Genomic DNA, 15415 nt, shown 5'->3' with positions numbered 1-15415 from the left:
AGAATTTAACAGGGAGCAAACAATGCTGGTGAGTGTATTAAGGGGGATCTGCCGTCTGCTGTTCCGCGTGCAGGTGACAGGGCTGGAGAACGTGCCGCAGGAAGACAGGTTGTTGATTATTGCCAACCATGAGTCGTTTCTGGATGGTTTGTTGTTGGGCTTGTTTTTGCCCAAGCGCGCGACTTTTGTGGTGCATACCGGTGTGCTAAAAAATATCTTTTTTCGCTGGTGGTTAAAGCTGACGCCGCATTTATCTGTCGACCCGGCCAGCCCGCTGGCGATGAAGAAAGTCGTGCAGCGTCTGAATGCAGGGGAGAATGTGGTGATCTTTCCTGAAGGCCGCATTACCCTGACCGGCGCCTTGATGAAGGTGTATGACGGCCCTGGCTTTGTGGCGGCTAAAACGGGTGTCAAAATCTTGCCAGTCAGGGTTGAAGGTGCAGCCCAGTCTTATTTTGGCCGTTTATCCGATGCGCATCCACGCAAATTGTTGCCTCGTGTGACCCTGAAGATTTTGCCCACCACTGACATCCGCATTGAGCAGCACGGACACCACGCACCGCTCACGGCCAAGCAGCGCCGCCGGATCGCGGGTGAGGCCATGCGCGGCATCATGCAGCATATGCTGTTTAAAACGCAGCAAAGCAAAAGCCTGTTCGAAGCGTTCTTGGACGCCATGGATAAATACGGTGCCAAGTCGCGCATGATCGAGGATATGAACCAGGTTGAAGATACCTATCAGGAAGTGCTCAAGCGCAGCCTGGCACTGGGACGTATCGCCACCAAGGTGAGTCAGCCTGCTGAAGTGGTTGGCGTATTGATGCCGAATATCACCAATACGCTGGCACTGGTGCTGGGGATGAGCGCATTTAAAAGAATCCCTGCCATGCTCAATTACACCGCAGGCGCAGATGGTATGCGTAATGCTTGCCACGCCGCCAATATCCGTACGGTAATCAGTTCGCGCAAGTTTATTGAAGCGGCCAAGCTGGAGGAGACGGTCGCCAAAATGAGCGATTTGAATATTGTTTACCTCGAAGACTTGCGTAGCCAATTTGGCATGCTAGACCGTGCCTGGCTCATGGGCTATGCCTTACATTACCCGCGTGCTGCCATGGAGCTGGTCACTGCCGAAGAGACAGCGGTGGTGTTGTTTACCTCAGGTTCAGAGGGCAAACCCAAAGGGGTGGTGCATAGCCATAAAGCCATCTTGGCCAATACGCACCAGATTCTGGCAACACTGGATTTTAGCCCGGCGGATAAATTCATGATGGCCTTGCCGCTGTTTCACGCCTTTGGGTTTACCGGTGCGTTGCTGCCATTGTTAAACGGTATCCCCATGCTGCTGTTCCCCTCACCGTTGCAATACAAGTTGATCCCGGAAGTGATTTACGACAAAGGCTGCACGGTATTTTTTTCCACCAGCACGTTTCTGGGCAACTACGCCAAATATGCGCACCCGTACGACTTTTATAAATTGCGCGTGGTGTTTGCTGGCGCTGAAAAACTGAATGAAGAGGTGCGCAAGACTTACCACGAAAAATTTGGCATCCGCATTTTAGAAGGCTATGGCACCACCGAGTGTGCGCCCGTGGTCGCGGCCAACACGCCGATGGCTAACCGTAATGGCACGGTAGGACAGTTGTTCCCCGGCATTGAACACAAACTGGAACCTGTGCCAGGCATAGAAAAGGGCGGCCGCTTATTGGTGAAGGGCGATAACATCATGCAGGGCTATTACCTGTATGACAACCCTGGTGTGTTGGTTGCGCCGCAAGATGGCTGGTATGACACGGGCGATGTGGTTGAAATAGATAGTGAAGGGTTTATTCATATCAAAGGTCGGGTCAAGCGCTTTGCCAAAGTGGCTGGTGAAATGGTCTCGCTCGAAGTAGTGGAGAAAATGGCGACTACCGCCGCCCCCGAACAACAACACGCCGCTACCACGGTCGCAGATGCCAGCCGCGGTGAAAGCATAGTGCTATTTACCACCGATGCCAAACTCAAGCGTGAAGACTTGCAGATTGTGGCTAAAAGTATGGGGGCGCCCGAAATTGCCATCGCCCGCAAAATTATTGTGGTGGCGCAAATCCCGGTGCTGGGCACGGGTAAAACGGATTATGTGACATTGAAACAGATGGCGGAGCAAGCAGCATGAGTAACCCATTCATCTTATTACGCCAGCAACGGTTTGCGCCCTTCTTCTGGACACAAGGGTTAGGCGCTTTTAATGACAATGTGTTTAAAACCGCATTGATTACGCAAGTAGCCTTTAACACCGCCAGCCTGACCACATTGGATGGCGCGACATTAGCGACCTTGCTACCTGGCCTGTTTATTTTGCCGTTTTTCCTGTTTTCGGCCTCGGCTGGGCAATTGGCAGATAAATACGAAAAATCACAAATTATCCGGCTGGTGAAGGTGCTTGAGATTTGCATCATGCTGTTTGCCAGCATCGGTTTTTTAAGCCACAGCTTGGTCATGCTAGCGCTGGCCTTGTTTTTAATGGGAGTGCATTCCACCCTGTTTGGGCCGGTGAAATATTCTTATTTGCCACAGCATTTACAGCCTAACGAACTCACGGCGGGTAACGGCCTGGTTGAAATGGGCAGCTTTGTGGCTATTTTACTGGGGCAGGTGCTTGGCGCCTGGTTGGGTAGTTTAGAGCAACATGCCTTGTTTACCAGTTTGAGTGTATTGCTGGTCGCTGTCTCCGGCTATCACCTGAGCCGCGGTATTCCGTTGTCACCGGCGCCTGTGCCTGACATCAACATTAACTGGAACCCGATCACCGAAACGATCAAGAGTGTGCGCACGTTCTGGGCGCAGCAAACTTTGTGGGTAGCGATTGTGGCCATTTCGTGGTTCTGGTTTTTTGGGGCGACTTTGCTGGCGCAATTCCCTAATCTGGCAAAAAATGTGTTGCAAGGCAGTGAGCGTGACTTTATCAGCCTGCTGTCGATTTTTTCGGTCGGCGTCGGTGTCGGTTCGGTCTGGTGTGAAAAGTTGTCCAAGGGTAAACAAGAGCTGGGCCTGGTCATGCTGGGGGCGGCAGGGATGTCCTTATTCGCTTGGGATTTTGCCAGCACTACCGGCAGTATTCAGCAACAGCTGTTAGCGAATCCGGCACTCACGTTGCGTACATTAGGTGGCCTGGATTATTGGCGCATGTTGCTCGATGTGGGCTTGCTCGGCGTGAGCGGCGGCCTGTATATCGTGCCGCTGTATGTGTTGCTGCAAAGCCGCGCTGAGGCGGGGTATCAGTCACGCGTGATCGCGGCTAACAATATTATGAATGCCTTGTTTATGGTGCTCTCGGCCGGATTTTCGGTGTTGCTGTTTGGCATGGGCGTCAGCATTCCACAATTGTTTGCCATCACAGCGGCGGTCAATGTGCTGGTGGCTATTTATCTGTGTTTTCGCCAACCGGAATATTGGCACAGCGTGCGCGATTACCTGCGTGGGTTGAAAGGGTAAGCATGCGTCGCATGATGGGTGTGGGCTTAGGCCTGATTTCGTCGTTTGCCTGTAGCGAGCCTGGTAGCGGTCAGCTCGGCTTATATGCACAAGACCAGTTTCAAACGATGCATGGTGATTGCCAACCATGTGAGGCCTTGCCGCAAGCATTATGGTATTTTCGTCAGGAAACCTTTGCCTTGCCGCACAGCAATGCATTGATGACCCATTTTGACGCCACTAAGCGTGGCGTTGACGATACGCAAGGATTAACTCCTGAGGCCTTACCTGCTTTAGTGTGGACAGGGGCCAGTCAGCACTGGTCAGGGTTGACCTTGCATGCTGAAGCAACGACGATCACAAGCGCAGAAGGGGAGCGATTTGGATTTAAATTAGTGCCCAAGATCGCCAGCAATCGCTCATATTGGAACGCTAGCACCAGCCATTTTTTCAACCAGGACCCACTAGCCATCCGTGGTGAGCTGGAGAAGCAAACGCTGGTGGTGCGTACAGTCTGGCCGCAGGCATTTAAACTCGACCTCACGGCGGGCACACAGCCGTTGCAAGCAGGTGAAAGCCTGCAATCACTGGTGCAGTTTGCCCATGGCGGTGCCCGAAGCCTCTATCAAAGTCGCTTGCTATGGGAGAAGTCACCCGGACTCGGGCAGCAGTCGTCCGGCAAAGCAGCGTTAGGTATTTTGCTCAACGGCGCACAAGGCGATGACGACGAGGCGCATGGCGGGCATTTTGCATTGGCCACAGGGCGGGTGGGGGCTGACGGTGCTTATGATACGTGGCTGGTGAATAACTATTACAACCTGGCCAGCAACAGTGAAAAAGGCATTATTGCCGGGGTGACGCCGTTTGATAAATACATGGGCGATCTCAATAGCGGGCAATCGTTTTATCGTCCTTCGTATATGCTGGTGGCGGTATTTAGTCAGCCTGAGATTCCCAAGCAGGTACAAGCGCTGAATAACAGGGTATTCCAGCATTTTTATCGCAATGACTTTGTCTATGACCATGCGCTGGAAAACTGCGCTGGCATCAGCATAGACACCCTGCGTCAGTTGGGCTGGCAAGTGCCAAAACGTGGTGTAGAAAGCCTGCTCAAAGCCAGTGCAGCTTACTGGTATGTGGCGGCGACTGAGCGCAGCTTGCAAAAAGGCCGCGCTATTTATGATTACCTGAATACCGAAATGACCAGGCTGTTTCCAGCCGTGGCGTTTGATGCGATAGGCAACGATTTGCTTAAAATCGCCCAAACAGGCAATCAGTCAACATTGACCTCTGTTGCTATGCAAGCAATGCCAGAGCAGCTTGAAGCCATTTATTTTGTACGCATCCCACAGATCCCATCCAGCCGGGCATATGGGTTGGCACCTGTGTATAGCTTTGCGCAATACTTGCAACAAGCTCCGGCAGACAGAAACCAGTGGCAAATTATCCCGGTCACGCCAAATCCATTGCCTGAGCCGTTAAAAGAGGGATTGGCGCGCAAGCCAGAGACGCCTGCGGTATTACCGATACCGGCGATTCTGTTTTTAATCAGTGTGATTGGTCTCGCCTGGGTATTGCTGAAAGGACCGAGGCACTTGTTAAGGCGCGCTCTTCCTACAGCAAAATAAGCAAGGCACGGATAAGCAGACATCATGATTCCCTTTTAAATAAAAATGCCAGACCACATTTTTTATTTAAGGACAAAACATGAATAAATTACTGATTGCATTATTGGTTTCTGTGATTTCAACCACGTCGTCTTATGCGGCTGAAAGCAAAGATGATGGCGCAACATTAGGGACGTCTAAAAGCCCGCAAGTCGACAGGCAGCAAAGCCGGACAGACAAAGGGCCTATTGGTAGCAGTCAAGATGGAGTGTCTAATGATGCTAGCAACTTGGGCAATTCGGAGAGCCCTCAGGTTAAAGACCAGGCCCAACGCACGGACAAGGGCTCGGCCGATCGACCCATGAAAAGGCACAAAAACAAAGTGCTGAGGAATAAAGACGAAAAAGCCGGGACGACGCACGGAAATCCTGTGCAACCGACTGAATATGAAGCAGCACCGCCAGCGACGACCAATTAAGGTGGCGGGTATAATGGGATTGCTTGGGCAATCCCATTTTGCTGCGATGCCATGGCATCGCCTGCACTTTTATAATGAAAACCTGTCTTAGCTTTAACTCAACAAAAAGAAGCGCTTTATGTCATTGGCTAGCCAACGGAAACTGATTCTGACCGCGATCATTTGTTTATTGCTCTACCAGGTAGGTACCTGGATCACCATTGTGGCAGGCGCGGTGTGGGGTGCAGGCGCGGCGGTGATTGTCGCCGTGGTGTCTTATGTCTGTGCACGCCTGGCGAAGCGCGGGGCGACCAGCACGATCTGGTTTTTAATCCCCACTTTATTGTTTACAGTGATTCCGCTGCTGGCAAAAGCTTGGAGTTTATTGACCAGCCAGACCGGTATTGTCGATATGCTGGTTGACTTGGTACCGCTGCTGGTCGGGTTTGTGATTCCGGTGGGATTGCTGTCCGCGGTGTATCTCGATCTGCGCAAGAATTCTGTTTTACCTGGCTAGCCTCGGCCCTGCGCGAACAATTGTGAATAACCCGTTATAATCACACGCTTGAATCAATCTGATTAAGCAAACATGCAATCAAGTTACTTCGGCAAGCCACGTTCCACTTCAAAATTATGGGCAATCGGCCATTGGTTTGGCCCTTATGCACCGCTCATCGTCATGTTTATCAGTGGGTTGGTGTTGCTTTCTCTCACTCGCCTGGGCCTGGTCGCCTGGAAATGGGAACGCGTACAAGCCACGGGCGAGTTATGCCAGATTCTGCTGCAAGGTGTGCGCGTGGATATTATCCAGCTGGGTTTGCTGGCCATTATTCCCGTTTTGCTGTCACCCATATTGGCGACGCGGAAATTATTCAAGGTTTGGCGTGGCTTCACTTACTGGTGGGTATTGTTATCACTGGTATTACTGGTGTTTCTGGAAGCGGCCACGCCTGGCTTTATTCTCGAATATGATGTGCGGCCTAACCGTATTTTTGTCGAATACCTTAAATATCCACACGAAGTGTTTGGCATGTTGTGGCAAGGTTTTAAGACCGAGTTGGTGTTTGGTCTGGTCATGACCCTCGTGGCTTTTGCTGCGGTTGCTAAACTGCTTAAACCCTGGCGTCAGGCTGAGGCCAAGTGGGCAAGCCCGGCGGTTTGGCTGGTGTGGCCATTGATACTGGTGTTAACGGTGTTAGGGATACGTTCAACGCTGACACATCGCCCAGCCAATCCTGCCCTGTTTGCCATTACGCAAGACAGCATGGTGAACAGCCTGATATTGAATTCGACCTATTCTGTTTTTTACGCAGCCTATAGTTTGCAGCACGAAGCAAAGTCGAGTGCGATTTATGGCAAGATGCCACGCGAAAAAATCTTTGCCCTGACCGGCGCGCAAGCGGCGGATATCCCTACGCTGACAACACTGGTGCCTAGCGTCAAACGCGACAAACCGTTGAATCTGGTCATTTTGCTGCAAGAAAGTCTGGGTGCGGGTTTTGTTGAATCACTGGGCGGCAAGCCGGTGACGCCGAATCTGGAAAAACTCAAAGCAGATGGTATCTGGTTCACGCACTTGTATGCGACTGGCACGCGTTCGGTGCGTGGCATTGAGGCCGTTGTCACCGGCTTTCAACCAACGCCATCGGACAGCACGGTGAAACTGGATTTAAGCCAGAAAAACTTTTTTACTTTAGCCTCTTTGTTGTCTAAGCGTGGCTACCTCACTGAGTTTATTTATGGTGGCGAATCCCATTTTGATAATATGCGCAGCTTTTTCATGGGCAATGGTTTCCAGCAAATCACGGACCAGCCTGACTTCAAGAATCCGGTATTTGTTGCCAGCTGGGGTGCATCAGATGAAGATTTGCTGAATAAAACCCATGAGCAACTGATGGCGCACCATGCCAGCGGCAAACCATTCTTTACCCTGGCGTTCAGTTCTTCCAATCATGCGCCATTTGAATTTCCAGATGGCCGTATTGAGCTGTATGAGCAGCCAAAAGCGACTGATAACAATGCGGTTAAATACGCTGATTACGCGATAGGCGAGTTCTTTAAAAAAGCCAAGGCCAGCCCTTACTGGAACGATACGGTGTTTTTGGTGGTGGCTGACCACGATATCCGCGTGCGTGGCGATTCACTGGTGCCGATTGAGCACTTCCATATCCCGGCGCTGATTCTGGGCGGGGCCGTGCAGCCGAAAACGGTGGATGCGATTGCCAGCCAGATTGATTTGCCGGTGACGGTGTTGTCATTAATGGGTATAGAGGTCCAACACCCAATGACCGGGCATGATTTGTCGAGTGTGAGTGCTGACTACCGTGGCCGCGCCATGATGCAGTACAACTACAATTTTGGCTGGATGCAGCAAATGGGGGCAACGGTGGTTGAGAATGAGGTCGTGGTGCTGCGCGAAGGTAAACCCGCTGCATTCGGACGTTACGATCCTGCCAGCAAGCAATTGCAAAATACGGCCGCGCCTGCTGATGGCGCTGCGTTAGCTGAGCGTGCATTGGCGAATAGCCTGTTGCCCGCGCTGTTGTATAAAGAGCAGCGTTATCGCTTGCCGGAGTAAAACTCGTTTTGAAGAAGACACAACCTTCGATGCTCACGCGCCAGGTCATGATAGATGGCCTGAAATATATCGCCGCGGGTGGTTTATGGCTCAAGAACAGTCACTTGCCCGCGATCACGCATACGATTCCTGAGGATTTTACCGGTCTATGCGTGGCGAGCAATGCTGACCCGGCCACCGATGACTATGTGCTTGCGCAATTGCAGGCCTTGGGTGTGAAGCGCGTGCGCCTGGATATCAGCGATGACGATGCTCGACCATTTCAGGAGCGCTTTTTGCGCCGGTTACTGGCAGCGGAATTTTCGGTGACGCTGCATGCCGTACAGCCTTATGAGGCGGCCAGAAATATGCGTAGCAACGAGGCGCAGGCGGGCTGGAAGCAGTTTATCAGCGAGCTGCTGCAAAGTTATGCGGCAAGTATTGCTGCACTGGAGATAGGCAATACGGTCAATCGCAAAAAATGGGCTGGTTATGATATGCCTGGCTTTATGGTTGCCTGGCAAATTGCTTACGACCTGGCCAGAGAATATCGGGTCGTGGTGGTGGGTCCGAATATCCAAGACTTTGAGCCTGTCTATAACATCAGTCTGCTCAAGACCTTGGGCGCAGAGCGCCGCTTGCCCGATGTGCATAGCAATAATCTGTTTGTAGAGCGCGTGGTTGAGCCCGAGCTGGCAGATTTCCGTATTCTCAAGCACAAGTGGACGCGCATTCTCAAATTTAACCTGATTAAAAAAGCCAAATTGCTGCAAAAAATCGGAGAGGATTTCGGCGTGCCTACGCTGGTGTCACCTGTGGCATTTTGGGCGATTTACCGTATCAAGCGTCGTTTTCCGGATGGCGCACAGAAGCAGGCCGATTATGTCACGCGTTATTTCACTTTGCTCGCGGCGGCGGGGGCATTACGGCATGCCAATTGGGGGGCATTTGTCTGTCACCGCGAAGGCTTGATTGATGATGGCTTGAAAGATGCCGATTATCCAGCGCTGGAGCGCGTGGCTTATTACAAGTCAGCCGATGGCGTGGTGGCTGATTACCAGCAGAACCCGAGTTTTGCCGCCTTTAAAATGGTCAGCCATTGGCTCAATGGCGCACAGTATATTGCGCCAGTCAGCACCGGCAATGGCCTTGAAATTCACCGACTGCAACAGCATGGGCAGACCGTGCATATTGCTTGGACTGTGAACGGCCAATGCGCCTTATTGGACCAGATTTACTCACCGCACAGTTTGCAGCAAGCGCAACTATTTAACCGCGATGGTGAACCGGCGCAGGGTAAGCAAATGCTCACTGAGTCGCCGTTATACCTGGTTTGGCCACAAGCTGAACAGATTGTCTTGCGCACGCCACGGCCTGTGTTGAGTGGTACAGTGATTCACGCGCATATCGCGGGTCAGCAGTATTTTCCGATTGAAGAGGGCGATTGGCGCGGCATGATTTTGGCGGCGAATGCTGAGCAGGCGCAACAGTTGTGGCAGGCCTGGCACCCAGAAACCTTGCTGCCGCCAGCCAAGGAAAACGCTTTGCGCCATGCGAGAAACGCCATCTGGTCACTGCCCGATCCGCGCGATGCCACGCAACAGGTCACCGTTAAAAAACCGGTGCGCATGTATTGGCACAAAACCTGGCTGGACAAACATAAGCCGAGCAAAGCTAAACGTAGCTGGAATGGGGCCATGGAGCTGCTGCGTCGTGGGGTTGGCACGTCGATGCCGCTGGCCTACATTGAGCATGCCAATGACACCACCTTGCGCCACAATTTTTATATTTCGGCGTTTGTGCCGCATGACTTTGCGATTTCAAAAGCCTTTTTGGCGTTTAGAAACGGTGATAGCCAGTTTGAAGGCATTGCTGCCGACACCCTGTATCACGCCTTTGCCCGCTTTTGTTTGCATATGCACAACTCGGGTATTTATTTCCGCGACTTTTCTGGTGGCAATATCCTGGTGCAGCGCCAGGGCGAGCAATTAAATTTTGTCTTGATTGACACGGCGCGCCTGCACGCAACGCCCACCGCGACTATGATCAAGCAACGCCTGGCTGATTTGACACGGGCCTTGCACAAGTTGCATTGGGATGGCCGCAAGCAGTTTCTGCAGATGTACCTCGGCATGACTGGCCGCCGACTGCAGTGGAAGTTTTTATGGCCGTTTTATGTCTATGATGCCAAAGTCTGGCTCAAGCGTACCGTCGGCCGCAAAGGCATGCGCAAGCTGTTGCGCTATATCAAGTCCCGCTTTGCTTAAAGCAGGCATCAGGCCAGACTCATGAAAATCATGAATGCATGTTGCGCAGTTTAATCACGACAATTGTGGCGGGCAGTTTTAATATGGTCACACGTTGATAGCAATCGCTAACACGAATTTAAGATCAAGGAGAATGACTATGTGGACTAAACCAGCTGCTACCGAAATGCGTTTCGGCTTCGAAGTAACTATGTACGTTATGAACAAATAATTTGTTCTTAATGACATGAACGGGCGCTCAGGCGCCCGTTTTTATTTTCTGCGGTGCTTTTTAGTTTAGTAATTAATCTGGCCGGAGAGATACCAGCCGGTTTGATTGTCTTTGTTGGCAATGCGGCCAAGGTCGATATAGGCGCCGGTAATTGACACATTGCGGTGCGGGAACCAAGTCATGAAAATATCGTGGGCACTGTTTTCTTTATAAGCCGATAGATTATTCGGCTTATCTCGAAACTCTGTACCAATCAGCCAATTATCTGACAGCATGACCGCGGCGGACACGGCTGGCAGAATGCGGTAGCGATCATGCCTGTCACCGCCAAAGCCCAAAATACCAAACTGGTTAGCCTTGGTGGCATGCAGGTTGGCGTTGAGCAACAGGTTATAGCCATTAATGGCGCCTAAAAATAACTTGCTGGTAGCGACATAATAATCCACCCCGCTGCGATCACTGGCCCCTAGTGCTTTAGGCACAAAGTTAAAGTCTTCGTTATATTTATACTGCGCACCTAAAGATACCTGAGGTAGCCAGCTATCCTGCTCGTACACAGCATCGCCCAATACACGCAGTTTGATGCCTAGCGTATTCAAACGGATTTGTTCCCCCGGCACGGTATCACTCAGGCCAAAACGTGCCTGGCTGGCGCTGACTTCGACGCGATTGAAAAAGCCTAGCGAAACGCCTGTGGTATCAAGTTTGAAGTCACCCCGCGTTTCGGCATGGGTATAAAACAGTGAGCCACCGATTTGCTTGTCCGTGCCGTAGCCGCTGATCACTGCCCATGGCATCAGGCCACCGCCTGCAGCACCTTCAATCTGGGTGACGCCGCCCGTGGCTAACAGGCGGTCTCCGGCGTGCGCAAGGAGTGCGAGTGCAGTCAAGGCGAATATTGTGATCAGTCGTGACAAGTTTGATGTAAATAGGCGCATAAGAATATATGGGTACTTTAGTTATCGCATTGTTTCATTTTCACGATAAGCACAATTGCTCAAAAAAAGCCGCATTCCGCTGGTTGATTGACGCTTAATAACGCTGTCAGCTCACGTAGTATGCGATAGTCGACCCAAGTAATGGAGAATGGAATGCGTTTTTATGTTTTGGCAATTGCCTTGTTTTTATGCGGTTGTATCGCGCAACCTAAACCAGAGGCGAGTTTGTTTGAACGCATTGGGGGCTTGCCCATGTTGAGCAGAATCTCCAACCAGACGCTGGATATTGTCAGTAAAGACCCGCGCACCAGCCGCTCGTTTAAAGATGTGAAAATGAAAGCACTCAAAGAAAGCCTGACCAACTTTTTGTGTGTGAAAACCGGTGGTGAATGCGTTTACGAAGGTGAAACCATGAAGAACTCCCATGCTGACCTGCATATCACCACTGCCGAATTTGAGCTGATGGTAGAGGTGTTGCGCGAACGGTTGGATATAAACGGGGTCGGTACTAAAGAAAAAAACGAATTGTTGAAGATCCTGGCGCCCATGAAGCGCGATGTTGTGACCAATTAATCACCTGATATAAGGAATGTGGATGTTACGCGTGATGTTTCGGCTGGGATGTGCAGGAATGCTGTTGATAGCCATGAGCCGATCGGCGTTGGCGGCAGAGGTCACGCTGCTGGTGAGCGATGCCGGTGGTAAGCCGGTGACCGATGCGGTGGTGGCTTTTTATGATGGCAAGACGCCAGCTATCAACCCGAATGCTGCTGGAAAGATCGTGCAAAAAAACAAGATGTTCAATCCCAAAGTGACCATTGTGCAAACCGGGACCAGCATTAATTTTCCCAATGAAGATACCGTCCGCCATCATGTGTATTCTTTTTCACCTGCCAAGAAATTTGAATTGAAACTCTATGCAGGTGTACCCACTAATCCGGTACCGTTTGAGCAGGCGGGGGTGGTGACCTTGGGGTGCAACATTCACGATTCTATGGTAGGGTACATCTATGTCGTGGATACGCCATTTTTCGCCAAAACGGATGAAAAAGGCAAAGCTGTCCTCAAGTTAAATGACGGGCAGTACAGTTACCAGGCCTGGCTACCGGGCCAGAACAAACCTGGCGTAGAACAAAAGATAACCATAGAGGGTGCGACCGAAGTCAAGATCACCCTCCCATAACAATCACACTGCATGATCAAGTTCAAACATATCCGCTCGCGCATCGCTTTCACATTTCTGACAGTGGTGGTTGCCATTCAGCTGGCCGGGCTGCTTCCGCTTAAATATGCGCTGAGTAAGCATGCCGATACGCTGGCTGAAGAGCAGATCAATGTCGGTGAGCGCGTATTTGTGAGCTTGTTGCAACATAACACGCAAAGCCTGAAGCAGGCGACACAGGTGCTGGCGGCTGACTTTGCTTTTAGGGAAGCCGTCGCAACCAATGATGCCGAGACCATTGAGTCTGCGCTGGAGAGTTACCAGGGGCGTATTCGCGCGCAGATTGCCTATTACATCAGCAATAATGACAATCTGGTGATTGGCACCACGGATAACGAGCAGGCACTGTTTGGCTCGAATGCCAAAGAAGATGCCCGGCAAGCGATGCTCGAAAACCAAAGTGGCACGCTTAAGTTCGATATTATTTCAGGCAAACCGTACCAGTTGATTACGGTGCCAGTGAAAGCGCCAGAGACCATCGGCTGGATTGTCATGGGTTTTGCCGTGGATGGCCGCTTGGCCGACCAGATCAAGCAACTGACACACCTCGACGTTACCTTTGTGCAGAAAACACATCAACGTGACTGGCAACTTGTGAGTAGCACCTCCACCCGTGAACTGTCTAATTTACTGGTGAAAACGGTCGCCGATATTTATCGCCAGAAGCTGTCATTACACAGTGTGGATCTCAACGGCCAGGCCTATCATTTAAAAATCCGCTCGCTGCATGAAACCAAAGATGATGCGTTACTGGTGGTGTTGCAAGGCTCCGTTGAGCCTTTCACACAGGATTTGAACACGCTGTTCAAGGTAATGGTGTTATTAACGTTTATTGGCGTGTTGATTTTTGCTGCGCTGATTTGGTATGTGTCGCGTAAAACGACGGAGCCTATTGCTGCCTTGGTCAACGATGCCGATACCATTGCCATGGGCGATTACGAAAAAGAAATCCAGATCAATAGTACTGATGAAGTTGGCCATCTGGCAAAAGCGCTTAACAGCATGCGCGAAGCAGTGTTGCAACGCTCCTTGCGCATTCAGCGCCTGGCGTTTAACGATGAACTGACCGGCCTTTCTAACCGCCTGGCATTCAATCAGGGCGTGCATCAGGCCATCATGACACATGCGGACAGCCAGCAAAAGCTGAGCGTCATTGTGATCAATATCCATCGATTCAAACCCATTAATCAAACGCTGGGACGTGATTTTGGCGATGACTTGCTGCGCCATGTCGGCCAGGTGTTAAAGCAAAATGTCCTTGGTGCGCAGGATATGGTCGCGCGCCTGGATGCAGATGAATTTGCCGTGTTATTGCAGCAAACAGACCAGGCCAAGGCCACGCGTTATGCCGACAAGATTCAGCAGGTGTTTGAGCGGCCGGTCAGCGTGCAAGGCCAGGCGATAGATGTGCGTACTGGCATCGGTATTGCCTTGTATCCGGATCATGGGCTGGACGAAGAGTCATTGCTGAACCATGCGGAAACGGCTTTGCAGGAATCCAGAGCCAAAAAATCGCCCTGGATTGTTTATAACACAGCGCTGGAAATTGACCAGTCAGAAACCTTGACCCTGATTTCGGATTTGAAGGAAGCTATCCAGCATGATCAGTTGTTGTTGTATATCCAGCCAAAAATTGATGTGGCAACGCGCCGCGCGCTAGGCGGCGAGGCACTTATCCGGTGGGTGCATCCTGAAAAAGGCATGATTTTCCCGGATCAGTTTATTCCGTTTGCCGAGCAAACCGGGGTGATTAGTGATATCACCAACTGGATGCTGTTGCGTGCCTGCCAGGTCTTGGCTGGCTTTAAAAAACAGGGTTTGCACATCACGCTGGCGGTGAATCTCTCCACGCGTGACCTCAATAATATGGAGTTACCAGAACAGATTGGCCATTTATTGTCCTCACATGGTCTGGATGCCAAAGCATTGAAGCTGGAAATCACCGAAGGCAGTTTGATGCAGGACCCTGAACGTGCTGAGGTGGTAGTGAAAAAACTGGCTGCGATGGGGCTGCATCTGTCGATTGATGACTTTGGGACTGGCTACTCATCGCTGGCTTATTTGCGCCAGTTGCCTGTGCAAGAGCTTAAAATTGACCGCTCATTTGTCATGTTTATGGACAAAAATAGCAGCGACGCCAGCATTGTGAAGTCGACCATAGACCTGGCGCACAATATGGGCCTGATCGTGGTGGCAGAGGGCATAGAAAATGAAGTTGTGCTGAACCAGTTGGCCCGATTGGGATGTAACGAAGGTCAGGGCTACTTTATTGGCAAACCTATGCCGGAAAAAGATTTTTCTATCTGGCTGGAGCGCTGGGAAGGTCAAAACGAGATCGACATTGATATTGGCGACGACCTGTCCTACGAGATTAATCCGCTGGATATCGACCCGCAGACACAAGATCCTTTCAAGCTGGATAATCTCGGCTAGATACCCTTTTGCGCAGACACAAGCCCTACTTTGACGTGGGGCTTTTGTTTTGCTATCAGTCCGTTTTCCTATGCATCAATTTTATTAATCAGTCTCATAAAAACATTCAACTTTATTTCACTAAATATCGGGCTTATGATGGTGACCTATATCCACAGGAGATTGATATGAGCCAGATCAGAATGCATAAAAAAGCCAATTTTATTGTTCACTATGTGATTAATTATTTTCATAAATAAGTTTTAAATCTATTGCTATTAAATAGTG

At 50.9% G+C, this 15415-nt stretch carries 12 protein-coding genes; 11 read left to right on the top strand and 1 reads right to left on the bottom strand.

Annotated features, from left to right (window positions below; translation table 11 throughout):
- The first annotated feature begins 22 nt into the window (after positions 1-22).
- From aas to pqqA, 8 genes are all read left to right on the top strand, one after another.
- The gene (aas, locus tag INP79_RS01080) at positions 23-2158 is read left to right on the top strand and encodes a bifunctional acyl-ACP--phospholipid O-acyltransferase/long-chain-fatty-acid--ACP ligase (protein ID WP_194752591.1); all 2136 of its coding nucleotides are present in this window, start codon (positions 23-25) and stop codon (positions 2156-2158) included.
- Positions 2155-3477 carry an MFS transporter gene (locus INP79_RS01075; protein WP_194752590.1) on the top strand — a complete coding sequence of 441 codons (1323 nt, stop codon included), beginning with the start codon at positions 2155-2157 and terminating at the stop codon, positions 3475-3477. Before aas ends, INP79_RS01075 begins: the two co-directional genes overlap by 4 nt.
- A 2-nt stretch (positions 3478-3479) precedes the next feature.
- Positions 3480-5084, top strand: coding sequence for a hypothetical protein (locus tag INP79_RS01070; RefSeq protein ID WP_194752589.1), 1605 nt, complete (start codon positions 3480-3482; stop codon positions 5082-5084).
- Between the two features lie 79 nt (positions 5085-5163).
- Positions 5164-5541, top strand: a complete 378-nt coding sequence (locus tag INP79_RS01065; protein WP_194752588.1) for a hypothetical protein — start codon at positions 5164-5166, stop codon at positions 5539-5541.
- A 118-nt stretch (positions 5542-5659) separates the two neighbouring features.
- Positions 5660-6037 carry a hypothetical protein gene (locus INP79_RS01060; RefSeq protein ID WP_194752587.1) on the top strand — a complete coding sequence of 126 codons (378 nt, stop codon included), beginning with the start codon at positions 5660-5662 and terminating at the stop codon, positions 6035-6037.
- Positions 6038-6109: 72 nt separating this feature from the next.
- Positions 6110-8098, top strand: coding sequence for an LTA synthase family protein (locus tag INP79_RS01055; protein WP_194752586.1), 1989 nt, complete (start codon positions 6110-6112; stop codon positions 8096-8098).
- A gap of 8 nt (positions 8099-8106) precedes the next feature.
- A complete protein-coding gene (locus INP79_RS01050) occupies positions 8107-10344 on the top strand; it encodes a lipopolysaccharide kinase InaA family protein (protein ID WP_370583202.1) in 2238 nt (745 codons plus the stop codon).
- A gap of 139 nt (positions 10345-10483) precedes the next feature.
- Positions 10484-10555 (top strand): pyrroloquinoline quinone precursor peptide PqqA, encoded by a 72-nt coding sequence (gene pqqA, locus INP79_RS15560; RefSeq protein ID WP_081624291.1) that lies wholly within the window; start codon positions 10484-10486, stop codon positions 10553-10555.
- Between the two features lie 65 nt (positions 10556-10620).
- Here the strand turns inward: pqqA and INP79_RS01040 are convergent, their stop codons facing one another.
- On the bottom strand, positions 10621-11493 hold the full coding sequence (locus tag INP79_RS01040; protein ID WP_194752585.1) for a DUF3034 family protein: 873 nt from the start codon (positions 11491-11493) through the stop codon (positions 10621-10623).
- 153 nt (positions 11494-11646) lie between these two features.
- Between INP79_RS01040 and INP79_RS01035 the strand changes: the two genes are divergently transcribed.
- The 3 genes from INP79_RS01035 to INP79_RS01025 are packed head-to-tail and all read left to right on the top strand — an operon-like array spanning position 11647 to position 15148.
- Positions 11647-12066 (top strand): group 1 truncated hemoglobin, encoded by a 420-nt coding sequence (locus INP79_RS01035; RefSeq protein WP_194752584.1) that lies wholly within the window; start codon positions 11647-11649, stop codon positions 12064-12066.
- 22 nt (positions 12067-12088) lie between these two features.
- Positions 12089-12676 carry a methylamine utilization protein gene (locus INP79_RS01030; protein ID WP_194752583.1) on the top strand — a complete coding sequence of 196 codons (588 nt, stop codon included), beginning with the start codon at positions 12089-12091 and terminating at the stop codon, positions 12674-12676.
- A 12-nt stretch (positions 12677-12688) separates the two neighbouring features.
- Positions 12689-15148, top strand: a complete 2460-nt coding sequence (locus tag INP79_RS01025) for an EAL domain-containing protein (RefSeq protein WP_194752582.1) — start codon at positions 12689-12691, stop codon at positions 15146-15148.
- Positions 15149-15415 lie beyond the last annotated feature (267 nt).

Origin of the sequence: Methylophilus sp. QUAN, from assembly GCF_015354445.1 — a bacterium.
Taxonomy (GTDB): Bacteria; Pseudomonadota; Gammaproteobacteria; order Burkholderiales; family Methylophilaceae; genus Methylophilus.
This window is presented reverse-complemented; position numbering and strand designations above follow the sequence as displayed.